Raw genomic sequence first — 23,728 nt, forward strand, 5'->3', positions numbered from 1 at the left:
GGAAATGAGCCTTTGGCCGCAGTCCCTAAAAAAAGGAAAACGCGACACCCCCGCGAACATGTTAACCATCCGAAATGACATCTCACGATCGCCACCTGGAAGGATACTCTTACATATTCAGGAGGGAATAAGCATGAAAAAAACGAAATGGCTGCTGAACATCGGCCTGCTGGGCACTCTGCTGCTGTCGGGATCGGCTGCGGCGTTTGCGGACGACGCGGAGCTTGTGCCGATTGAGACGCTGAAACCGGCGGTTCCCATGGTGAAACCGGTGCTGACGGGAACGGGCGGATCCCTGATCCTAAGCGACTCCCCGGAATCTCCCAAAGTCGAAGGCGCATACTACAGAGATGCGGTGACCGGATCGTTCCGCGTATTTTGGCATCATCAAAATATGACCGGCGAACCGCTGACCGTGGCCGTGGCTGTGACCAACACGTCCGACGAGCCTGTCATGCTGTTCTCGGAGGGGATCGGACTTGCGACGGATTATTATCCGGATGTCGCCGGGCAGATGGCGCTGGCTGATTTTATGAACAATCGCGCGGCCCAGAAGAAGGAAGCGATCCTTCAGCCGGGTGAGAGCTATTACTTGACCGCCCTTGCGGAAAATACGCACACCGCCAGCGGCATCGCCAATTTTGCTGCGTATACGCAGCAGGGGCATCAGGACGCTAACGTCACGGTAACGACGCTGGGCTATAAGGAGCAGCCGGCCAATCCGCTGGACGTGCCGATTCTGCCGAAGGATGTGCACGAGCGCGGAACGTTCCCGCATGCGGACCGCACCGGTACATTGGACTACAATACGTCGAGCGGCAATTCGCTGATCCGCATTTCTTCGGCGGCAACCGGCCAATGGAGCGACAGCATGCCGGGCGAGTATGAGGATGGCTGGAACGCGGTGGACGGCGGAACCGTCATCAACAACGGCAACTACGGGGTCATGTATAACCTCAGCGTAGCCATTAACAACGATTTGGACGTGAAGCGGGTCATTTCCGTGTACGATAATCCATCCGGCGGCGCGGGCCACTATGTGATCGGCTGGGGTAAGGATCTGCTGCAATCGCCGTTCGTGAACTATCAGAACGCCTGGAAGTTTACCGAATTTACGGTGAACAAAAAAGGTAAAACGATTGCGGCCGAGCTGAGCTTGACCGGCGGAGCGGCCGGACCGCAGACGCTGTATTTTACCAATTCGGATGTGGAGTAAAACGGTCCTTCGTGCACGAGTGTAGATTACTTATATATGCCTAAATGAAAAGACTGCCCATGCCGGCTGCGAAAGCCGGGACTTGGGCAGTTTTTATTTGCAGCGGTGCTTTGCGGCAATATCCCGGAGCCTGCCTGAGACATTACCGGTCCCAGAAAAAAACATGGCAACTTCCGGTTCCGTGTGATACAGTAGTACATGTTTTGGGTCTGCTAGATGAGACAAAGAGCCCCAAAACCGCGGTTCGCAACCATCCCGCGTAATCAAAACTAGGAGGAACACGAGTGTACAATTTGATGTGGGGTATTTTATTCGTACTTGTTAATTTTTCGCTGTACCTGCTGTGCTACCGTTTATTCGGCAAAAAGGGGCTCTACGCCTGGATCGGGGTCGCGACGGTGATCGCGAACATTCAGGTAACGAAGACGATCGATATTTTCGGCATCGTTCTGACGCTGGGCAACACGATGTATGTCAGTCTGTATATGACCAGTGACCTGATCAACGAAAAATACGGCCGGAAAGAAGCGCAGAAGGCGGTGTGGTTCGGCTTTTTCACGCTGCTGATGACGACGCTGCTGATGCAGATGGCGCTGTTCTTTACGCCGGACGAGAGCGACCTCGCGCAGGAATCGCTGCAAAACATCTTCGGCCTCATGCCGCGCCTGGCGCTGGGAAGCTTGGCGGCTTACTTCGTCAGCCAGTTCCTGGACGTGCGCCTGTATGCGTGGCTGAGGAAGCTGTTCGGCAAGCGGAACCAGTTCTGGATCCGCAACAACGGCAGCACGATGATCAGCTCGCTGGTGGACACGCTTATTTTCTGCACGATTGCATTTGCCGGACGTTACGAGCTGTCGGTCTGGATCGAGATTTTCCTGACGACATATCTGATCAAGTTCGTACTGACCGCAGTGGGGACCCCGTTTCTGTATATCGCCCGCGATTTCAAATTCAAGGACGAGGACGAGACCGAACGGGCGGCTTGACACAGCGCTGTGCAATATATAGATAGGCCATACATGGTTGCAGCACAAAAAACCGGAAGATCCATCTGTCGATGGTGTCTTCCGGTTTTTGCCGTTTCATAGGGCATTAGCCGCCGATAACCGTTAACTCTTTGGGATAAGAGGTCAGCACTTCGACGCCGCTGTCCGTGACGACGATATCGTCTTCGATCCGGACGCCGCCCAGTCCCGGCACGTAGATGCCCGGCTCAACGGTGAAGACCATTCCTGTCTGCGCGAGATCGGTATTGCCGCCGTGCACGGACGGATACTCATGGACATCCATGCCGAGGCCATGACCAAGACGGTGCATAAAGTACTGGCCGTAGCCTGCGTCCTCGGTGACTTGGCGGGCCGCCTGGTCGATGGAAGCCAGCGTCGCGCCAGGTTTGATCGCCTGAATGCCCTGGAGGTTGGCTTCCAGCACGGTGTTGTAAATCTTCGTCAGCTCCGGCGAAATGTCGCCGACCGCAAACGTCCGGGTGATGTCGGAAGCATATCCGTTGGCGTAAACGCCCATATCAAACATGAGCAGGTCGCCGGACTGGATCTTGGTCTGACCTGGCGTGCCGTGAGGGAGGGCCGTCTTCGGTCCGGTGAGCACCATCGTATCGAAGGAAGGGCCGTCCGCGCCGAGTTTCTTCATTAAATACTCGAGCTCGGCGACGATTTCGATTTCGGTCACACCGGGCTTCACGCGGGAGAGGCCCTGCCGCAGCACTTCTTCAATGAGGTAGATCGCGTGTTTCATGCGCTGGATTTCTTCCGGCGTCTTGCTGACGCGCATCGCGCGCAGCAGCGGACCGATATCGGCGTACTGCCCGGCACCGACCGACTGCTGCAGCTGCTCGTAACGCGCCACGCTGATCTGCTCCTTTTCGATGCCGAGCGTGCCGATCGTGTTCTTGAACTGCTGCCGGAGCAGGTCGTACGGATTGTCCGTGTCGGCATGCGTGATGATGTTTTTCACCGAAGATGCGGCCTGGGCGGCCTCGGCATCGAGGGCGGGCACGATCAGGAGCGGCTGCTCGCCGCGGGTCAGCAGCAGGCCGAGAAACCGTTCATGCGGATTGCTGGCAAAGCCCGTCAGGTAGTAAACATGCTTGGGGTCGGTAACGAGGAGGCTGTCGAGGCCTGGCTCGTTCATGGCCTTTTCCAAGGCGGTGATTCGGTTGCTCATGGTCTTTCATCCTTTCTTATGTAGAGAAGCCGATGGACAGGCAGTGATCGTGAATGATGTGCGATTGCTGGATTACTCCATTGTTCGATGATCGAACTGCCCGATCCAGGCTCCCCGAGTCATTTCATTCTTATTAGTGGAGAGGCATTGCCATTCTAGCGGTGGCTTTGAATGATCTCCCGGATACGTTCGTTCGGAGATTTATCATACAAGCCGCCGTGGTAGCAGAACACCCGGTCCAGCGGCAGATCGGCCAGCTTGCCCATGCTTTCGATAGCCTGCGCCATATTCGGCGTAAAACCGGGTGCCGGTCCCTGCAGCTCGCCCTCGTGAATGGTCAGCTCGTCGGCTGCGAGCAGCAGCTTTTCCTTCGGAAGGTACAGACAAATATGCCCTGGTGTATGCCCTGGCGTATGGATGACTTGAATGCCGCCGTGCAGCTCCAGATGATCCCCGTCATGCAGCACCCGGCTGATGGAGATGGAGGAACGCTCATCGAGTACATGCTGCACCACCTCCCGGGCCGCTTCGGGCATTTGGGCGAGACGCTCCGGCGTGACCTTGATCAGCGGCTCTTGCCCGGTGATGACGGGAATATCGTCTTCGTGGGCCCAGACCTCCATGCCGGGGTTGGCTTCAAGCATCCGGGACACGTTGCCGATATGGTCGATGTCTTGGTGCGTAAGGATGACACGCTTAATATCGTCCAGGGTGAGCCCTGCTTCGGCGATCGCCTTCTGGACTTGGTCGAACTGGCCGACATTGCCGGTATCGACGAGCGTGGCTCCGGTTTCGTCCCACAGCAGGACCGGCTGGTAGCCGGGCTGCTCAGCCGTCGGCTGGGCAAACAGCTCAATGGAAACAATTTGATGTCCGATTTGCATCATTTTCCGGATAACTCCGGTACACCTCCTATGTTCGTTTTGAATGTAAAAGCATCAGTTGCTTCTATTATAAACCTCTCATTTGCAAAAGAAAAAGCAACCCCCCGGAAGTACCTCGGGCCGGGGTGCTGTAAATGCTATCCGTTTTGGCACGGGCTTGAAGGATACCATTCACTCGAGCTTGCGGGAAAGCCATCCTTTGTTGCGGTGCCCACGCAGTAAGAGGAGGGGGAGAATATCTGTAGAACGATCTACGTTTTCCCTTGCCTCTGTGCTAGAATTTTAGAAAAAGCAGTACGCGTAAAGGGAGGGATCAGAGTTAGCATGGAGCAAAAAACGGTGATCGTGACCGGAGCCAACTCCGGCATGGGGCTTGCGACGACAGTCGAGCTGGCGAAGCAGGGAGCGCGCGTCGTTATGGTGTGCCGGAGCGAGTCACGCGGCCAGGCTGCGCTGCAGGAGGCCATCCGCCGGAGCGGCTCGGAGGCGATTGAGCTGATGCTGTGCGATTTGGGAGATCTGGCGAGCATCCGCCGGTTTGCCGAAGCGTTCAAGGCGCGCTATCCGGCGCTGGATGTGCTGGTCAACAATGCGGGCGTAGTCATGCTGAAAAGGCAGCTAACCCGGGACGGTTTCGAAATGGACCTCGGCGTGAACCATCTAGGCCACTTCCTGCTGACCAACCTGCTGCTGGACCGGCTGACCGCGGCGGAGCAGGGAAGAATCGTGGTCGTGGCTTCGGGCGCTTACAAGGCTGGCAGCATTCATTTCGACGATCCGTTTTTGTCGCGCCGCTTTAACCCGATCAAAGCGTACGCCCAGTCCAAGCTCGCGAACATTTTGTTCACGGTAGAGCTGGCCGAGCGGCTGAAGGACACCCGGGTCACGGTGAACTGCGTCCATCCCGGCGCCGTTGCAACGCAGATCGGGGTGAACCGCGATACAGGCTTTGGGAAGCGGGCGCTGGCCGCAATGAAGCCGGTATTCTTGACGCCGGAGCAGGGGGCGGACACCGCCATTTACCTGGCGGCCTCGCCGGAGGTTGCAGGGGTGAGCGGGAAATATTTTTACCGGAAGAAGCAGCAGGCTCTGAAACCCAAAGCAGCCGACCGTGAGAGCGCAGAACGCCTGTGGGCATGGAGCGAGCAGATGGTGGGACTGGACGGATGAACGCGGCGTAACAACAGCAGAAAAAGCGGTGCATAAATCAGTGAACAAATCAGCCTAAAGCTTCCTATAGCGCAGATTCCCGGATTATTTTACAATAGAAAATAACATGGATTCGTAGACAAGCGGTAGGAGGCTGAACAGGCAAATGACGACGCAACAACATTACATCATTGAAGACGCCGCGCTGGAAGATTTGCAGGCGGTGGTCGAAATTTACAACACGACGGTGGCGGGAAGAACGGTGACCGCGGATCTGGAGCCCGTGACGGTGGAGAGCCGGCTGGCCTGGTTCCATGAACATAACAGCCATCACCGTCCGCTGTGGGTTATGCGTTCCGAAGGGAAGGTCGTGGCCTGGTTTAGCTTCCAGTCTTTTTATGGGCGGGCAGCCTATAATGCAACAGCGGAGATCAGCGTTTATGTGGCGGAAGAGTGCCGCGGGGCGGGCGTCGGCCGGATTTTACTGGAAAAGGCGCTGGCCGAAGCTCCGCGCTTCGGACTGAACCGGCTGGTGGGCTTTGTGTTCGGGCATAACGTACCGAGCCTGAAGCTGCTGCGCCGCTATGGCTTTGAGGACTGGGGCGTGCTGCCGGGCGTGGCCGAACTGGATGGCGTGGAACGGGATTTGGTCATTGTCGGCCGCAAAGTATAGTAAGCCCGAAGGCAACGACGACTGATGGCTACGATAGAGGTGGAAACAACGAAAAGGCGCTCTGCATGCAGCAGGCGCCTTTTCATTGTAGTGATGAGGGCGTTGATTCAATCCGTACGTATTAAAGGTCTTCGTCGCAAGCAGTCTTCTCTTCACAGCACTTGGCGGCTGCGGCGGGCGTGGAGTCCGCATCGTCAATCGTGACCCATTGCTCGGACCAGAGCTCGATTCCACGGATGACCGGTTCGAGGGCCATGCCCTTCTCGGTCAGGGAATATTCGATTCGCACCGGCGTTTCCGGAAATACTTCTCTCCGGACGACACCGTCCTGCTCTAAATCCTTGAGCCGCTCCGATAACAACCGGCCGCTGATCGGCAGGGAGGTTTCAATCGTGCAAAAACGCTTCGGGCCGCTCAGCAGCTGATGGATGATCAGGCTGGTCCAGCGCCGGTTGATAATTTCCATCCCTTTTTCCAATTTGGGGCACAAAGGACTTGATTGCATGCTTCTTCACCTCGTTTATGATTTCCATTATATCGTAAATGCCGCTTTAAATATATACGGTTTGAAATGTTCTTTACATCCGGTGTTACCTGCTGGCATACTATATAAAATGGAATTTTTTCCATACATACATAATGGGGAGGTAAACTGATGAAGAAGCGTTTCAAATGGGGATTGGCGCTCGGACTGGCCATCATGCTGGTTGTGCTGGCAGGCTGTCAGGCCGTTGGCGGCCTAGACGTCAACAAGGCGGTGCTCAGTACACTGGATGTCAAATCGTCCGAATCGAAGTCCTCGGTGTCGCTTGAACTGGTGCCTGCGGATCGCGGCCTGACGGCAGAGGATAAGCAGATGATCGACCTGATCAATTCCATCTCGCTCACGATTGACTCGGCTCGTACGCAGGATCCAAATACCGGATCCGTTGAAGGCGCCGTGAAGGTTAACGGCAAACAGATTCCGTTCCATCTGTCCGTAGATAAGGACAACCTGGCCTTGTCTCTTGAGGGCATGACCCAGCCTGTCGTGATTCCACTGAATGGTGCGCCCGGCATGGAAGGGCTGACGATGACCGGACTTCAAATGTCCAACGAAAGTGCATTGAAAATGGTGAAGGATGTCGGCGGATTCCTGATCAAGCACGCTCCGAACCCATCCTCGATCGCGCTGTCCTCTGTGACCGATAAGGTGAACGGCGAATCGCTGTCGCTGCAGAAACTGCACATCGACATTCGCGGGGATGAGCTGGCGGGCCTGGTCAAAGGCTTCCTGACCAGCGTATCCCAGGACAAAGAAGGATTGAAAGAAATGATCGCGGCCGTCTACGACGTCTACTATCCGATCTTCGAATCGGCGTTTAGCCAATCCGGTGAAGACATAGACGATATGGCAGCAGCGTTTGGCACACCGGAAAGCGTGCTGAAGGATAAGGATGCGGCAGTGACTTATTTAACCGATGAAGCGCTGAAGGCGCTGAACGAGTTCCTGCCTCAGTATGACGACACCGTCAAAGAATTGACGGCCGATCCGGATCTGTCCGTGCTGCTTGGCAAGGATACCGTGCTTTCCCTGGACTTCTTCCTGGACAGCAAGCTGCAGATCCGCAAGCAAAACATGGACCTGACGATCCAAATTCCGCAGGGTGAAGGCGTGCCTGTGAAGCAGGTGAAGGTTCACTCGCAGTCAGAAACATGGAACGTTAATCAGCCGGTGACCGTGAACAAGGTCGACACGTCCAAAGGCGTGTGGGAACCAAGCTTTATCGGCGTGACACCAGGCGAAGTGATCCGTCATCTCGATGCGAAATCCGACCTGTACCGTCTGCTGACGGAAGATGCAAAGATTACGCAAAAACAGATTTCGCTGACAACACGCCAGGATGCTGAAGACGATGATGACTACTGGTACTACCCGGAAGCCATTATCGTGAACAACACGACGATGGTGCCGATCAAATACGTGGCAGATCAGCTGGATGCCCAGCTGAAATGGAATGGGGCCACGAAGCAGCTGACGCTGGTCGAAGACCTTAAGGGCACCCAGATCGTGATCAAGGAAGGCTCCAAGCAAGCCACGATCGACGGCAAAACCGTTACCTTGACCCAGCCGGTGATCAATCGCGACGGCTCGCTGTATGTGCCGCTGCGTTTTGTGGCCGACGCCTTCGGCACGAAGGTGAACTGGGACAAGAGTGAGCAACTGGTGACGATTGAGCGGGAATAGGAAGCATTGAGAGTTTGAAAGCTGGAGAGCTTGAAAAACTCGAATGAAGAATGCATGAGGAAGAACTGGAGGCAGCCCTGAGGGGCTGCCTTTTTAGTTGGGATAAGGGACATAGGAGCGAGTTGACTATCGAAAACCAAACAGCAAGCGGGAATGGGTAAGCCCATCATGGGACATACCCTGAGGTATTCTTTCGCCATGCATTTACGCAAAGCAGGCACCGATCCTCAGTACATTCAAGAATTATTAGGGCGTGAAAGCTCCAAAACAACGGAAATCTACACCTAATGTTAGTATCAAAGACATCCGCCGTATACAGAGTCCGCTGGATCGATTATTGGATTGAATAATATGGAAATTTCGCATACCATGGGAGATACAAATGTAATACGAATATCGCATAATCGGTGGGGAAGAAAGAGTATGCGACATTCGTAGAATGGGAGTTAGGTGAAATTGCTGTAATAGTACATAAAAGAAAGGAATAAAAGACAATGAATAAATCTGCGTTCACAATTGCTGTAAGTGGACCATCTGGTTCAGGTAAGAGTACCTTAACAAAGCAATTAAGAGATAAACTTGTCGATGCAATATCATTCCACTTTGATGACTATGATTCAACTAATAAATATCCAGATAATTTTTTGGAATGGTTGGAGAAAGGTGCCGACCCTAAATTAGTTCAAAATCCAAATTTTAATAGAGACTTATATGAGTTGGTTCAGGGAAGGTCGATAAAACTACCTAACAATCAAATGGTAAAATCAGAAAAATACATTATAGTTGAAGAACCTTTCGGTAGAGGTCGGGAAGGAATGGCCGAATTAATTGATTTTGTAGTCTGTATTGATATTCCATTAGAAGTAGCACTAGCTCGTAGAATTTTAAGAGGGATACAAAAAGCCGAAAGTACTCCAAGTGAAACTTTAAAGAACTTCGAAGAATATTTGTCTCAATATCTTATAGTAGTGAGAAATTTATACCAAACTATAAATTCAAATGTCATGGCCGAATGTGATTTAGTTGTATCTGGCCTCGAATCAATTGATGTAATTACGGACAAAATAATAATAGAGCTTGAGAAACGAAATGTTAAGTAACTCAAAGACGCTGCGGATCAGCTGAAGCCGATCCTTGGTCTGGCAGGAGTTATCCGAAGTGGTTTGGAAAAAGCAATTGGCAGCCATCAGGGAGGTGCAAGCAGCCGGACACACCTACACCACCTAACTGTATAGCGGCCGCGCCTCCGGAGCCTTAAAATGGTGGCGTCGTGAATACAGGAACGTTATGTGAAATTCCTTGAAGAACGATAAAAAAGGAGGATCTATTTTCATGTCTTGGGAACAAGCTTTAAAGACATTTTATAAACTCTACTCAGAATCTAATCTAGCAAATGAATGGATTATTGTCGGATCAGTTGGATCTGTAATGCAGAAGGCAATAATGAATCCAAATGATTTAGATATATATGTTCAGAACATTGATGATGTTAAAGAATTGGCTCAACTACTGAATGAATTCAACTTAACGACTAAATCTAATTTTTCTTATTTTGATGTAGACTGGCTTTCCTCTAATGAGGAACCATACTTTACTCAAACTTTTCCATCTGGATTTACTTGGACTAAAGGTAAATGGAAGATTCATGATTTTACTGTGGAAGTGGTACAAATATCAAATTCAGCTGGAATACCCGATTCGATTAAAGGTGAAGGGATATGGGAAGGCGGTAAATATATTTGGGAATTAAAGAAGTATGTTGAATTTGAAAACTATGAAATACCAGTAGTTCCTCTTGAGATTCAATTGGAATCAAACATTAGAAGAAATAGACAAGATCGAACTGATGCAATTTTGAATGCATTAATAACAAATGGTTATGACAAAGAATTATTGGGAAAAGCATTATCAAATACAAATAGAGAAAAGTTTAAAGAATTGTTATAGCAATTCGAGGAAGTCAAGGAACTTCACATAACACAATATTTACGCAGCAGGTCGGCTGTCACCGTTCCTTGGTTCGCCCGAGGAATTGCGAGGAAGCTGAATCAGGCGGACAACCCTGAGAACCTAATCGCGTCGCGGCCGCCCCCCGTTGGGGGCTCAAGGTTCTTGGGTTCGTAGATACAACAACATTATCGGAAATCAGTGCATGGATTAAAAAATAAAAGTAGGTGAGTTCATTGGAGTATAAATGTTCAACAGAACTTTCAAAATCGCACTGTGAATCAGTAATAAAACATAGTGTTGACTTTTATTCCATTACACTCGATGGGGGAGAGCTTGTTGGGTGGATTAATAAGAGGTTATTTAGTATTTCTGTTACTAGAGGAATGTTAAAGAGTGACTTAGTTCGAAATAAGGTGCTAGGAAGGATTAGTACAAAAAACAATAAAACTTATGTTTATTTTCGAACATATAGAGGCTACACTGATATAGTTTCTATAATAACTATGTTTATTGTTTGTTTTATTAGTGCGAGTTTGGCTGATATTTCTACTGGTGTACTTAGTTTTTTGTGGAAGATAATTATATCAGCGTTGTTTTGTCTTTTAATTGCGGCTATTTCATGGATGATATCGCATGCCTCTGAAGATGGTCAAGAAAACGAAAATTTATTAGTTGAATTTTTACAAAAAGGGTTAGAACTAAGAAATGAAAATAATTCAAATCAAAAATCATAGTATAAATCAAGACTTTAAGGATTCCTGAGACTATCAAAGAGGGCACTGACATCCGATAACAACTTGTTCAAGCATTGGGGGACAAGCCTCCTCGGTCTGGCAGAGGGATTTCGAGGAAGTGGAAGCTGCTTCAGCGGACACATCCGCACCGACTAAGCGCATCGCGCCCGGCGACTTCGTCCCCTTAAGTCGGTGGAACGTCGTGAACACAACAACGTTATCCGAAATAACCGAAAAATTAATCGAAAAGTGAGGTACAAGGATGAGTTATAGATCTATTCTCATAGACCAATTAAACGCCTGCTATAACGATAAGAGTTGGTTCATTCCGCTCCATGAAATTTTAAAAGATTTAAATGCTACACAAGCTGCATGGGAGAATGAAAGTAAACAATCAATTTGGTCGATCGTGAATCATCTCATATTTTGGAATGAGAAGTGGCTTGAGAGATATAAAGTCGAACAATTTGAATTAGAAATTTCAATAAACAATGATGGTACTTTTTACGTGAATCCACATACAATAAATGATTTTGAGTGGAAGAAGACCTTACAGAGACTTGAAACAGTCTTTAAAAGCTGGAATAGGGCACTTGAGGAAAGCGAAGATCTCAAACTTATAAAAGAGATCCCCTCATATTTCAATGCTCCTTGGTGGGGAGTAGTATCAAATTTATGTATTCATAATGCATATCATATTGGTCAGATCATGCTGCTCAAAAAACAATTGATAAGTATAGGTTAGGTATTTCAGAGGAGTCGGTTACTTCAGATAACACAGCATTCCTACTTCGGGCATTCGCCCTTGATCACCAAGAAGAATCTCTAAGAAGTGGAATAATCAGGCGATACATTCAACCAGCTGAGTCTTCTGACGACCCGTTACCTGCAGTCACTTAAGCTGCTTGAACGTCAGGAATGCCAAACGTTAATGAAGGAATCCCAGTAGAAAGAAGGGAAAATAAACAATGAAACCACTAATTACTCATGATACATTTTCTTAGATGCAGACTCAGCAGCTGACAACCCTGCGAACCTAACCGCGTTGCGGACCGGCAACTGATGCTGCCTTAAGGTTCTCGGGTTCGTAGATACAACAACGTTATACGCAAGTTCGTTAAACCTTTATGAAATAACTAATTTCTCAAAATCGATTTTTAACCCATATTTATAAAGAAAGTCGACACCCAATATTGCATCGAAACCATATGGTTCTTTGGTAAGTGCTAGTTGGATAGTAAATTCTTTGAGCAGGATACTATCAATAAAGAGGTCTGAGACAATCTGCTGATAACACAACTCGCTTGAGCCACCTACTCCAAACAACCGAACCGATTTTCCATTGATAAAGTCTATATCTAAGCCGATAGGTTCAACAAGATCAGTATCAAAGATAGTTGTGGAACATCCGGTATCGAGTAGGACATTATCGAGAAAAGTTGATTTATTCTTGTAAGATAGAGGGAGAGAAACAATAGGCAGACCATTTACAAGATGAATTTTCATCGTAGACCTCTGATTCCGGTAAAGGGCTGCTCAATGACTTCAATATACTCATTTCCGGTGTAGAATATATAGAGTTCCCTAGTAGGCTCTGACAAATGAAGTTTTTTATATGAAGCCCATGCATTCTTAGGGTCGTCATATTCAGAAACAACTGACATTTCTTCAATAGTTCTTTGGTGATTGTTAGAATGAGTGGCAAGAGCTTCAACTAATACCCAACGATTAGGGTAGATATCACGAACATTACTCCACTTCATACATGAACACCCCCGAAAGACTTATAAATTAATTGTACAGCCCTATTTACAAACAAGCAATGATAGTGAGTTCAACCAGCGCATAAAGTCGTTTCGTAGTGGTGATGCTGGAAGGCGTCATGTAACATTATATTCACGCATCGGGCACACGTCCTTGGTCCGGCCGATTTGAGAAGCAAGGAAGTAGAATCAGCCGAACAACCACTGCAAGCATGAGTTTTCGCCCCGTTCCTTGCCTGTACTTAAGTCTCTCGTGTTGGATGAAATAAGCACGTTATAATCTTCGCGAAAAAAATACTATTATTTATTTCCAAATATTCACTAATTGGAGTGCAGAATGAATAAATGGATCGCTATATTAATATGCTTCCTTCTATTTTCAGCAGGCTGCAGTACTACTCACAGTGTAGATACCGATTCAACCAAAGAATTAACAAAAGATTTGAAGGATCTTTTCCCGTCGATCGAAAGAGTCCAATTTACATTTACTCGACCAAACCTTTTTTGCAGAATAGATATGAGCAAAAAACCGAGTAAAGAAGAACTGGAATCGATTCGTAAGGAAATTGAGAAATTTTCAACAATCGATAACTTGAATAAAATTGCTCGGAGTGTCAAATGGGGATTGGAAATATCAAATATTTATCTGGATATTAATACGGATAAAGATAAAAAAACAATTGAACATGCGTATTACGCTAGGTACTTCAAGACATCGGACGCTAGTGATCACTCAGAAACAAACATTGAGGGTTACAGAATTTGGTATAAAAGAACCGAAAAGTAATAATGGGTTGCTTTTCAAGAAGGCGAAGAAATCATATCACATTACAAGAGATGGGCGCAGTATATAACACCGTATCTAAGCTGCGGGTTTTGCCCTTGGTTCGCAAGGAGAGGCATACAGGGGAGGAAATTCAGCTCACAACCCTGTGAGGCTAAGTCTAGTGGACCCGGTCGCGTGCGCTCCTTTAAGCCTTTCGGATTCGTAGATACACATGGTAGAGAATTCTAAATAAGGCTTGAAGAAAATAGAAAAATAATGGTGACCGGAACCCAGCCAAATGCGCTTTTTGGCTAGGTTTGCATTATTAAGATTGATGTTAAGCAATTCGAAGATGTGGGTGGCATCATCTAACAATAGTAGAAATGATGAACATAAATCCTGACCAGGATGGAAATAAAAACCCAAAATTTGCAGATCTAATTATAGATGGTATATCACTTTATCAAAGGTTACGGCCGAGTATACAAAAAATTTCATAGTTGGCAAAGGAACTTGCTTGGTTGCTTATCATAACGAGGGTTATACTAATATTATCTATAAAAGATGTAGAGAAGTATAAGATCAAGCTATCGTAAAGATTGAAGAATAGGAGCAGCTTGAATCGAACAAAAAAGTGGTGGTTGAAATGGGGTAACCGTTAAAGATTTACTGCAGCTGCCTTCATTTAGAGGAGCTCAGGTGGTCACTGGAACAAGTAGGCTTCATCAGACCGTATCCTCTTTATCTGTTTTAGAGGTGGCGGATGTCAATTTCTTCTCGCAAATTATTCAAACCGTTCAAGAAGAGTGGTATGCTGAAGAGTTGGTCATCAGCTCTTTTTATTCCATAAAGGACAGCGTGGAGCAGCAGTGCAAAACCGTTCAGTACCTGCATGACCTGGGTGAAGTGGGGCTGATTCTGTACTATGTTGGCATTGTAATGCCAGATATCGCCGATGAAGTGCTCGAGCTGGCTGAATCTTTGAATTTTATTATCATTTGCATGCCGAGAAACGATTACTCTCTTCGATATAATGAAGTCATTTATGAAGTCATGGAGGCGATCGTCAGCAATCAGAATGTGAATGAGCATTTCGTGAATGAATCACTGGAAAAGGTATCGCTGCTGCCGGAACATTTGCGGAGCGTGGAAATTACCCTTAAACTGCTGTCGGACCGGATGAAAGCGAACATCATTCTGACAAACAGCAACCTGGATATCATCAATCGTGTCATGTGGCCGCGCAATTCATCGCTCCCTGTTGCGAATCTGATCCGGTCCATGGCGCCGTCCATTTTGAACGGCAGAACGGGAGAAGGGGAGCTGGATTCGTCCTGCTTTGTTGAATACAAACGTGTTCAGCAAAAAAACGGGGAAGCCCTTTACCTGTTTATCATTAAAGAAAATACGAAGCTGCCTCCGAAGACAATGGATCAAATCAGCGAGGTGGTGCAGGTGGCCATCAATTTGTGGGGAGATAAGCATAACGAGGTCAGCGAATACGCTCTGGTTAAAGCCATCGTAAATGATGAAAGCGAAAAAATGCGCAGATTGGCCAGTTTGCTGTATATCGACGTTTCCGCAATCCAAATGATGTGGCTCGTGTACATTCAGGATTTGTCGGAGGAAAGAAGGATAAGGGAAGACTTAAAAGCGTATCTCTCGCAATATTATAAAACCGCGGTCATTCAAACGATCGATCACTGCATTGTCGTTTTGCTAGGGAATTGTTCCTATAAATACAATGAGTTTGAAATCGCAGCGGAATATATCGAAACCACGAGTCTCATCGCTGAAATATCAAGCATCGTATATTCTCCGAGGATGCGGAACACACAGGACGTACGCCGAATGTACCAGCTCGTCAACGAAGCCTCTAAAGAGGTTCACCGCATTTATCATAACCGTAAACTATACACCGCGGCTGAAGTCCGTTCCATGAAACGGGCGATCGACCTCAGCAAACAAGGGGAAGAGATCACTGAAGAATGCTTGTCTGTCCTAGAGCCGATATTGGACGACCCTGACGCACTGATGACCCTGATGACTTTTCTTATGGATGCGAAGGGGAATATGGATGACTGCAGCAAGCTGTTGTTCGTCCACAAAAATACGGTGAAATATCGCATCAAAAAAATTTGCGAGCTCATAGGATATGATGTGACCATCAACTCGGAATCGTACGATGTTTATACCGCCTGCATGGTCTACCGTCTCATCCATAACTAAAAAGTTCCGATGTTTTGTCCAATCAGACAAAAACATCGGATTTTTTTTTGTTTTCTGAAAAAGACGCTGCCCGGCTTTATCTTTTACAATAAGAAAAAACAATTCGAACGAACAAGGTTGAGGAGGGGAGATCATATGAAAGCCGTTAAAGAGCATCAATCCTGGTTCAGTCTCGGGATCATCTGGGCCGGCGCGGTCATCAGCATCCCCAGTTTATTGGTGGGAAACACGCTGGTGGCAGGCATGGGATTGTCGAAAACGCTGCTCGTCACGTTGGTGGGTTACTCCATCATTGTATTGCTCATGATTTTGCAGGGGATTCAAAGCACGGAGCTGGGAAGACCGACGGTTCAGGTTGCGGGTCAGGTGTTCGGAAAACAAGGATCCCGGACGATTCTTTCGATCATCCTCGCCATTGCGTGCCTCGGATGGTTCGGAATTCAGGCGAATGTGTGCGGTGCGGCCTTGGCCAATTTGTTAGCCGTAGGTGGAATGAGTGTCCCGGTTCCGCTGGCTTCTCTCATCTGCGGTCTTGTGATGGTGGTCTCGGCGATCTATGGCGTTAAAGTGCTGCGCGTCATCAGCTATATTGCCGTTCCTTTATTGATTGGGATCAGCGTATTTGGTCTTATCAAAGCATTGACCGGTGACTCCCTTCAGATTATTCAGAATTTTAAGCCACATGGAGCTATGAGCTTTACGGACGGACTGGCGGTAACCCTGGGGTCGTTTGCCTTGGGAGCGGTTGTCGCGGGAGATTACTCCCAATTTTCGAGAAAACGGTCGGATGTCCTGAAAGCCGCTCTTTTCGGAATTATCCCAGCAGGCTTGCTGATGATAGGTGCAGGAGCCGTCCTGACGATTGCTTACCAGGCCAGCGATATTACAGCAACCTTTTTGAGCATCACGACCCCGTTTATTGGCGGTGTGGTTTTGATCCTCGCTACATGGAAGACGAACCTCGTGAATGCCATTTCAGGCGGTTTTGCCTTAATAAACGTGTTCAACGTATCGAAGGAAAAAGAAAAATGGGCCGTCGGCATCGCCGGAACGATCGGGACGGTACTAGCTGTCGTCGGCATACTCAACTATTTTACGCCGATTATGTCCATCCTGTCGGCCATGATTCCGCCGGTGGCAGGCGTGATGATCGCATCTTACTGGGTGCTTGGCAAAGGGGATAAGAGCCGCTGGCATGAGGTCGAAGGCGTGAATATACTGGGCGTCATTTCCTGGCTTGTGGGCGCGGTCATCGCTTGTACCCCTGTTGTGTTATCCCTGTTCCCAAGCCTGCCGCAGGTACCGAATCAGCCGTTGATCGGGATTGTCATTTCTTTTGTCATGTATTATGCAGGCTATCGTTTATCGGCTCGGAAAACAGTCATATTGGAGGAAACGTAAATGAGATATTTAGATCAAGCAGCTGTTGAAAACATCGCCGTCGGCGCAGCATTCTTAGGAACCGGCGGAGGGGGAGACCCTTACATTGGCAAATTGATGGCTCTCTCAGCCATTGAGAAGTATGGACCTGTAAAACTGTTCTCCGTCGATGAGATTCAGGATGAGGACTTTTTTATCCCGGCCGCGATGATGGGGGCGCCTTCCGTACTCGTGGAGAAATTCCCTAAAGGGGACGAGTTTGTTAAGGTTTTTCAAAAATTAGCGAATTACTTGGGAAAAGAACAGATCGCCGGCACGTTTCCGATGGAAGCGGGAGGCGTTAATTCCATGATTCCCATCGTCGTTGCGGCGCAGCTGGGCTTGCCTCTGATCGACTGTGACGGTATGGGACGGGCATTCCCGGAGCTGCAAATGGTCACGTTTAACCTGGATGGCATTCCGGCGACACCGATGGCGATTACGGATGAAAAAGGGAACATCGGCATCTTTGAGACCATTGATAATAAATGGACGGAACGGCTCGCCAGAGTGGCCACGGTCGAAATGGGCGCCAGTGCTTTAGTCAGCCTGTACCCGACAACGGGTGCGCAAATCAAGCAGAGCGGCGTTCATCATATCGTGACCCTGTCCGAACAAATCGGAGCCATCATTACATCGAAGAATAGGGACGCAGGCGATAAGCTTCAAGAACTGCTGAAACTGGTGTCCGGTTATGAACTTTTCCAAGGCAAAATTGTGGATGTCATCCGGGAAACCAAGGGAGGATTTAACCTCGGCCAAATGCATCTTGAAGGAATCGAGGCGTTTAAAGGCGGAGAGATGAAGGTTCATTTTCAAAATGAAAACCTGATTGCTGAAAAGAATGGTCAAGTGGTTGCGATAACCCCTGATTTGATCTGTCTGGTTGATTACGAAACCTTGTCGCCTGTAACCACGGAGAGCCTGAAATACGGTAAACGCGTACGGGTGGTTGGACTGCCCGCTCATGAAAAGTGGAGAACGGAAAAGGGAGTCCAGACGGTAGGACCAAGATACTTCGGATATGATTACGATTATGTTGCGATTGAGGAACTGGTGAAAAAGGCGGTGGCTGAGAATGTATAGAATCGGGATCGATGTAGGCGGCACCAACACAGATGCCATCATATTGGATGAGAATCATCATTTGATTCATGCGGTTAAATCCCCAACAAGTTTAGATATTAAAACAGGGATTGAAACCTCGCTCCGGAATTTGCTGCAGGAATCGAATATTGATAAAACCCAAATCACGCATGCCATGTTAGGCACGACGCAGTGTACCAATGCCATTGTTGAGCGTAAAAAGCTGGCGCAAGTCGGCGTCATTCGTCTGGGTTACCCGGCAACGGCCTCCGTTGCTCCGTACACGTCCTGGCCTGAGGATATGGTTCAGAAGCTGTCGGGTAAATATGCTCTCGTTCATGGCGGATATGAATATGACGGCCAAGTGCTTGGAGAAGTCGATGAAGCTGAAATTACAGCTCTTTTAGAGGAATGGGGGAGCAGTGTCGAGTCCATCGCAGTCATTGGTGTGTTTTCATCCATTAAAAATGATCAGGAGCTCCAGATTCGCGATCTCATCCATCAAGTATACGGACCTGAATTCCCTGTTTCCTGTTCTTCATTGATTGGTTCTGTCGGCTTAATTGAACGGGAAAATGCGACCATACTGAACGCAGCCTTATGCAAGGTGATTGAAACGACGACCCAAGGATTTGTGCAGGCGTTAGAAGAAGAGGGCATCACAGACGCAGCGGTGTTCCTATGCCAGAATGACGGTACCCTGATGTCGATCGATTACGCTAAGCAATTTCCGATCCTAACCATTGCATGCGGGCCGACGAACAGCATACGCGGCGCCTCTTATTTGGCGAAGATCAAAGATACGATGGTTCTCGACGTGGGAGGGACGACATCGGACATCGGGGTATTGCAGGACGGCTTCCCGAGAGAATCCTCGGTTGCGGTCGAGGTTGGCGATATCCGCACGAATTTTCGCATGCCGGATATTATCTCCGTCGGGCTGGGCGGCGGAAGTATTGTGCGCTCGGAGAACGGCAAAATTACCGTTGGCCCTGACAGCGTAGGATACAAGATTGGACAGGAAGCGCTGGTCTTTGGCGGGCATACTCTGACGACAACAGACATTGCCGTTCGGCTGGGTCTTGCGGATGTCGGGGATAAGAGCTTGGTAGCGCATCTGGATGAAGACTTTGCTAGAAATGTGCAAGCTGAAATTGCAACCATCATTGAGCAGGCCATTGATAAAATGAAGACATCCTCGGGAGACGTTGAGCTTGTTTTGGTAGGCGGCGGCAGTGTCGTTATCCCGAACACGATTCGCGGGGTATCCCATATGATTAAGCCTGAGAACGGGGGCGTAGCCAACGCCATTGGCGCATGTATAGCTCAAATCAGCGGACAATATGAACAAATTTATATTTATTCTACAGAGCCCCGTGAGGATTCATTAAGAGATGCGCAAGAAAAAGCCGTGAAGCAGGCGGTGCTGGCTGGCGCTGATCCGGCAACGGTTGAGCTTGTGGAAGTGGAAGAAACCCCGCTGGCTTATCATCCAGGAAATGCGACGAGACTGCGAGTGAAAGTAGTAGGAAACATGAAGTAGATGAGAGGCTTCACACGAGTTATATAACTTGTGTGAGGCTCTTTTTTTGTTAAGAGATCAGAAAGTATAAGTTTCGGAGCTTCACCTTCCTGATCTACAAGAAAAGCTTCCGCTAAACGTGGTCTGTCTTCTTTGAAGGTACGTCGATAGACGTTTTTCTTATCCAAGTGGTGCAACGTGATGAGGGGAAAAGAGGTTTCACTCATTCTATAAGAACGCATTGAGCGTAAATATGATAAAAGGTAAAATATAGTATATTATAGCTACAATAAAATCTTGGGCGGGCATGGTTTCCCTGCGTAAGGAGGTGGGGCCATGGAAGTGAAAGATGCATTAACACAACAAGAGAAAGTAAAAACCCACCCAAAGGTTGAGGCCAGAGGTGGGGGTTGTTCATGTACTACTTAGAGTGGGAATAAGCCATCCATGCCAATTGTACTGACCAAGTGTTCGCAGCATTTGGTCTTTATTACATATATAATAACACAATAAAAAATGTATCAAAGCGTGCATCCCCATCACATAACATTGTATCTACGCTGCGGGCTCTGCCTCTTGATTCGCAAGATATGGAAAGCAGGGAAGCTGATTCAGCTCACAACCTTGCAAGGCTAAGTCCGTCGGATCCAGGACTGAGATGACACCATCAACAGAATGGTAAAGTATTACCATAACAAAAGGGGCTGATTAGAATAAACATCAATCGTTTAGATCATTTAGTGTTGACTGTTTCAGATATTGATCAAACATGTGAGTTTTATTCTCGAGTCTTAGGAATGCGAACTATAACATTTGGAGAAGGACGAAAGGCACTGCATTTTGGGCATCAGAAAATAAACCTACATGAAGCAGGCAAAGAGTTTGAACCAAAAGCGAAAATGCCTATGCCAGGCACTGCTGATTTATGTTTTATAACCGATGTTCGGATACCCGATGTTATACATCATTTGGAATATTGCAACGTAATGATTGAGGAAGGTCCTGTATTAAGAACAGGAGCATTAGGATCGATAACGTCAGTTTATCTTAGGGATCCAGATGGGAATCTAATCGAAATCTCTAATTACAACGGATCCTAGATGATAGTTTTAAAAGGGAATCAAGGGGGATAGCTATGGAAATGAATGACAAGTATATTTTTCCGGATCCTTCAAAACATCCAGATTGGATCACCCCTCATAGTCCGGAATGGTATTCGAAATTAAATAGTAGTGTTGGTGCATATCGATATCCATGGAATTCCACATTTGAAATGCCGAATGCAGAAATGATGTTTGCTGAGCATCTATCTTCCCGCATAACTCCAGACTCTCGAGTGTTAGATGTTGGTTGCGGGCATGGAGATTTTACAAGTATCTGGGGTTATAAAGCGAAAGAAGTAATCGGAATCGATAATAGAGAAAACTTTATTAAAAGGGCTGAAATAAACAATAACCATGAATCAACTAAATACTTAGTAGTTAACGCAGATGATGAATTGCCCTTTCCAGATCATTATTTCGATATTGTTTACACCAAGAAAGGTCCATGGTTATATAAAGAGGCATCTCGTATCTTAAAGCAAAGCGGAATTATTCTGGGATTATATCATGGAGGAACGGATGGGGGGTTAAGAGACCTGTTCCCCGGATTGTTTTCTCCGTTACCTTATGACCCGTACAACTTGGATGCCGTAGAAGAACGATATAAATTATATCAAAGCGTGGGTTTATCCCAAGTGAGGATTCGTCTACTGGAGGAAGTGGAGTATCTTTCTGCACCTGAAGATGTTTTGATCAAAAAGTGTTTTGGTCAGAGTGAGGAACTAAAAGATTTTGTTTGGAGTCAATGTCTTAAGGGAGTAAAAGAAATCTTCTATAAGCATGCGACTGAGAAAGGGATAAGAGTTATCAATTATCATCATTTAATAACTGCGAAAGTCGGATAAGGGAACTTATTGTTAGCCGATATCAACGAAATAGGGATTAATCGAAAGGGATATAAAGTATGAATTTAATCCGCATTGAACCAATAGGTAAAAGTAATTGGGAAGAAGCTCTTTCGATATCTTTACTTCAATCACAAGAGAAGCTTGTACCCTCTGTTATCGAATCTTTAGCATGGGCTTATATAAAACCGTGGGATGAGGCTTTTGATCCCTATATTTTGTGTAAGGATGATAAGACATTCGGATTCTTCTATCTTTCTTATACACCTAATAGTACGAATAATTACTGGATCGGTGGTTTTCAAATAAGCAAAGAATATCAAGGGATTGGATTAGGAACACAATCTCTAGAAAGAATAGTAGCATTTATTCAGGAAATGCACAGACCATGCGAATTAATTTCTCTGACAATCGAAAAAAGTAATGTTCACGCTCGAAAGCTTTACGAGAAATTAGGATTTGTAAATCAGGATAGAGAGAATCAATATGGCGAGATTATATATAAACTAAGGTTAAAACCAAGGAGACAAAAGCTTTGAATAATAAACGGCTGGAGAGCATTCGTATACTTGTTCAAGAAATGATCAGTTCAATGGATCGTGAAGCACAGCGACAGGAAGCTTGTGTTCAATTATATGGGGCGTCCAACACGGCCTCTCTGCTTGCAAAGAGAAGGGATCAAAATCAAGAAATCGCAGCAATTAGCGGCCTTCTTCATGATTATTATCGTTATAATACTGGAATTATTGAATTCCCTGGCACCAATAGTGCTGAATCTGTAAGACCCATATTGAGAGAGCTGAATGCCTTTACTACAGAAGAGCAAATCACTATTTTGCAGGCAATCTTTTATAGGGATTACAGAGATCGGATTCATGGTCCTCTTGATGAAATCCTTAAGGATGCATATGTTCTGCATTTATATTTACAAAATCCGAGTTGTATCGTACAGCAACAAGATGCCGACAGACTGCGGAAGGTTTTTCGTGAACTGGCAATCCCGGGGGATTGCACAGTTGAGGAGAGCAACAAAGAAGAAGGTGTTTTCAGTAGCGTAGATAAGCGAATCAGGATGGCTGAAATTGCAGAAGACCTGGGAAGAGCAAACATCATCGGATTGCCAGGAGATCAGCGGTATCGGGAAATCTGTAAATATTGGCCTGATCGAGCAATCTATACAGTTTTACAGAACAGTTGGTGTGCTGCTTTTGTGTATCATTGTTGTTTTAAAGCCGGATTTTTAATGCCGATCCGCCACCCTAATGGTAAATATCGACTTGCTGGTGTAGGAGCGTTGCTGGAATGGGCGCAGTTACCTGAAACGGGTTATTTTTATATAGATAAGGATAATGGATTTACCCCTCAACGTGGCGATATCGTGATATATGAAAAATTACTTTCCAATGATTCACATGACCACACGGGTATTGTACTGGCATGCAATGAGAATGAAATTTTAGTTGCCGAAGGGAATAGGGATAATCAGAATTACTCCAGTGTTTTTTACAGGAACAGGTGGCATTGTATATTAGGGTATATCCGGATAGATAACAACTATGAATATCATTTTAATGGCACTTACAACCCGATGATATGAGTACGTAAACTGATAAAGTGGGAATTTCAAAGAAGGTGCTTATGTTCAGTTATACGGAGTGTCTAACACTGCCTTGATGCTTGTAAAAAGAAAGGATCAAAATCAGGAAATCGCAGCAATTAGTAGCCCTCTTGATGATTATTATCGTTTCACAGAACACTTGTACGTAGATGTAAATAAAGGTAAAATATAACTACAATTGAATCTTGGGTGGGCATGGTTTCCCTTCGAAAGGAGGTGAAGCCATGGAAGTGAAGGATGCATTAACGATCATGTTCCTCTTTGGGACGTTCATTCTTGCTCTTTTAACATACATTAATAATAACAACAAGAGAAAGTAAAAAACCCACCCAAAGGTTGAGGCCAAAGGTGGGTTTTGTT

25 protein-coding genes are annotated in these 23,728 nt (G+C 47.0%); 20 read left to right on the plus strand and 5 right to left on the minus strand.

The window, feature by feature from the left end:
• Positions 1-133 precede the first annotated feature (133 nt).
• Entirely contained in the window at positions 134-1,216 is a 1,083-nt protein-coding gene (locus CJP46_RS09395) for a hypothetical protein (RefSeq protein WP_094595349.1), read from the plus strand.
• Positions 1,217-1,500: 284 nt separating this feature from the next.
• Positions 1,501-2,202: a queuosine precursor transporter gene (locus tag CJP46_RS09400; protein ID WP_094595350.1), complete on the plus strand. Its 702-nt coding sequence runs from the start codon at positions 1,501-1,503 to the stop codon at positions 2,200-2,202.
• 106 nt (positions 2,203-2,308) lie between these two features.
• Here the strand turns inward: CJP46_RS09400 and CJP46_RS09405 are convergent, their stop codons facing one another.
• On the minus strand, positions 2,309-3,400 hold the full coding sequence (locus CJP46_RS09405) for a M24 family metallopeptidase (protein WP_094595351.1): 1,092 nt from the start codon (positions 3,398-3,400) through the stop codon (positions 2,309-2,311).
• A gap of 155 nt (positions 3,401-3,555) precedes the next feature.
• Positions 3,556-4,287, minus strand: coding sequence for an MBL fold metallo-hydrolase (locus CJP46_RS09410; RefSeq protein WP_094595352.1), 732 nt, complete (start codon positions 4,285-4,287; stop codon positions 3,556-3,558).
• Positions 4,288-4,608: 321 nt separating this feature from the next.
• Between CJP46_RS09410 and CJP46_RS09415 the strand changes: the two genes are divergently transcribed.
• Together CJP46_RS09415 and CJP46_RS09420 are read left to right on the plus strand one after the other, a co-directional pair.
• Complete coding sequence (locus CJP46_RS09415; protein ID WP_094595353.1) at positions 4,609-5,454, plus strand: SDR family oxidoreductase; 846 nt, start codon at positions 4,609-4,611, stop codon at positions 5,452-5,454.
• A 145-nt stretch (positions 5,455-5,599) separates the two neighbouring features.
• A complete protein-coding gene (locus tag CJP46_RS09420) occupies positions 5,600-6,106 on the plus strand; it encodes a GNAT family N-acetyltransferase (protein WP_094595354.1) in 507 nt (168 codons plus the stop codon).
• A gap of 121 nt (positions 6,107-6,227) precedes the next feature.
• Here CJP46_RS09420 and CJP46_RS09425 read toward each other — a convergent pair whose 3' ends face one another.
• A complete protein-coding gene (locus CJP46_RS09425; protein WP_094595355.1) occupies positions 6,228-6,611 on the minus strand; it encodes a winged helix-turn-helix transcriptional regulator in 384 nt (127 codons plus the stop codon).
• 150 nt (positions 6,612-6,761) lie between these two features.
• Here CJP46_RS09425 and CJP46_RS09430 point away from each other — a divergent pair, with 150 nt between their 5' ends.
• The 6 genes from CJP46_RS09430 to CJP46_RS09450 all read left to right on the plus strand — a co-directional run bounded on the left by CJP46_RS09430 (position 6,762) and on the right by CJP46_RS09450 (position 11,762).
• A complete protein-coding gene (locus CJP46_RS09430; RefSeq protein ID WP_094595356.1) occupies positions 6,762-8,333 on the plus strand; it encodes a copper amine oxidase N-terminal domain-containing protein in 1,572 nt (523 codons plus the stop codon).
• Between the two features lie 168 nt (positions 8,334-8,501).
• On the plus strand, positions 8,502-8,621 hold the full coding sequence (locus tag CJP46_RS37515; protein WP_373557987.1) for a tyrosine-type recombinase/integrase: 120 nt from the start codon (positions 8,502-8,504) through the stop codon (positions 8,619-8,621).
• A gap of 206 nt (positions 8,622-8,827) precedes the next feature.
• Entirely contained in the window at positions 8,828-9,433 is a 606-nt protein-coding gene (locus CJP46_RS09440) for a nucleoside/nucleotide kinase family protein (protein WP_094595357.1), read from the plus strand.
• 232 nt (positions 9,434-9,665) lie between these two features.
• Positions 9,666-10,280, plus strand: coding sequence for a nucleotidyltransferase family protein (locus tag CJP46_RS09445; protein ID WP_094595358.1), 615 nt, complete (start codon positions 9,666-9,668; stop codon positions 10,278-10,280).
• Positions 10,281-10,516: 236 nt separating this feature from the next.
• A complete protein-coding gene (locus CJP46_RS36130) occupies positions 10,517-11,017 on the plus strand; it encodes a hypothetical protein (protein WP_179281107.1) in 501 nt (166 codons plus the stop codon).
• Positions 11,018-11,279: 262 nt separating this feature from the next.
• Positions 11,280-11,762: a DinB family protein gene (locus tag CJP46_RS09450; RefSeq protein ID WP_094595359.1), complete on the plus strand. Its 483-nt coding sequence runs from the start codon at positions 11,280-11,282 to the stop codon at positions 11,760-11,762.
• Between the two features lie 380 nt (positions 11,763-12,142).
• Here the strand turns inward: CJP46_RS09450 and CJP46_RS09455 are convergent, their stop codons facing one another.
• Together CJP46_RS09455 and CJP46_RS09460 are read right to left on the minus strand one after the other, a co-directional pair.
• Positions 12,143-12,523 carry a pepsin/retropepsin-like aspartic protease family protein gene (locus tag CJP46_RS09455; RefSeq protein ID WP_094595360.1) on the minus strand — a complete coding sequence of 127 codons (381 nt, stop codon included), beginning with the start codon at positions 12,521-12,523 and terminating at the stop codon, positions 12,143-12,145.
• On the minus strand, positions 12,520-12,780 hold the full coding sequence (locus tag CJP46_RS09460; RefSeq protein ID WP_094595361.1) for a hypothetical protein: 261 nt from the start codon (positions 12,778-12,780) through the stop codon (positions 12,520-12,522). Before CJP46_RS09460 ends, CJP46_RS09455 begins: the two co-directional genes overlap by 4 nt.
• A 337-nt stretch (positions 12,781-13,117) precedes the next feature.
• On the opposite strand from CJP46_RS09460, the gene CJP46_RS09465 reads away from it, so the two are divergent.
• The 10 genes from CJP46_RS09465 (at position 13,118) to comI (ending at position 23,688) form a co-directional block, all read left to right on the plus strand.
• Positions 13,118-13,567, plus strand: a complete 450-nt coding sequence (locus tag CJP46_RS09465) for a hypothetical protein (RefSeq protein ID WP_094595362.1) — start codon at positions 13,118-13,120, stop codon at positions 13,565-13,567.
• 678 nt (positions 13,568-14,245) lie between these two features.
• Complete coding sequence (locus CJP46_RS09470; RefSeq protein ID WP_373557976.1) at positions 14,246-15,775, plus strand: PucR family transcriptional regulator; 1,530 nt, start codon at positions 14,246-14,248, stop codon at positions 15,773-15,775.
• A 135-nt stretch (positions 15,776-15,910) separates the two neighbouring features.
• Positions 15,911-17,176 (plus strand): cytosine permease, encoded by a 1,266-nt coding sequence (locus CJP46_RS09475; RefSeq protein WP_094595364.1) that lies wholly within the window; start codon positions 15,911-15,913, stop codon positions 17,174-17,176.
• Positions 17,177-18,280 (plus strand): S-methyl thiohydantoin desulfurase family protein, encoded by a 1,104-nt coding sequence (locus CJP46_RS09480; protein WP_094595365.1) that lies wholly within the window; start codon positions 17,177-17,179, stop codon positions 18,278-18,280.
• A complete protein-coding gene (locus tag CJP46_RS09485; protein WP_094595366.1) occupies positions 18,273-19,823 on the plus strand; it encodes a hydantoinase/oxoprolinase family protein in 1,551 nt (516 codons plus the stop codon). Before CJP46_RS09480 ends, CJP46_RS09485 begins: the two co-directional genes overlap by 8 nt.
• Before the next feature lie 692 nt (positions 19,824-20,515).
• Positions 20,516-20,902 (plus strand): VOC family protein, encoded by a 387-nt coding sequence (locus CJP46_RS09490; protein ID WP_094595367.1) that lies wholly within the window; start codon positions 20,516-20,518, stop codon positions 20,900-20,902.
• Between the two features lie 35 nt (positions 20,903-20,937).
• A complete protein-coding gene (locus tag CJP46_RS09495) occupies positions 20,938-21,750 on the plus strand; it encodes a class I SAM-dependent methyltransferase (protein ID WP_094595368.1) in 813 nt (270 codons plus the stop codon).
• A 59-nt stretch (positions 21,751-21,809) separates the two neighbouring features.
• The gene (locus tag CJP46_RS09500) at positions 21,810-22,289 is read left to right on the plus strand and encodes a GNAT family N-acetyltransferase (RefSeq protein WP_094595369.1); all 480 of its coding nucleotides are present in this window, start codon (positions 21,810-21,812) and stop codon (positions 22,287-22,289) included.
• Complete coding sequence (locus CJP46_RS09505; RefSeq protein WP_094595370.1) at positions 22,286-23,347, plus strand: CHAP domain-containing protein; 1,062 nt, start codon at positions 22,286-22,288, stop codon at positions 23,345-23,347. Before CJP46_RS09500 ends, CJP46_RS09505 begins: the two co-directional genes overlap by 4 nt.
• Before the next feature lie 245 nt (positions 23,348-23,592).
• Positions 23,593-23,688, plus strand: coding sequence for a competence inhibitor ComI (gene comI / locus CJP46_RS37030; protein ID WP_019639195.1), 96 nt, complete (start codon positions 23,593-23,595; stop codon positions 23,686-23,688).
• Positions 23,689-23,728: the final 40 nt, after the last annotated feature.

It is taken from the genome of Paenibacillus sp. XY044 (assembly GCF_002257645.1).
Taxonomy (GTDB): Bacteria; Bacillota; Bacilli; order Paenibacillales; family Paenibacillaceae; genus Paenibacillus_AQ.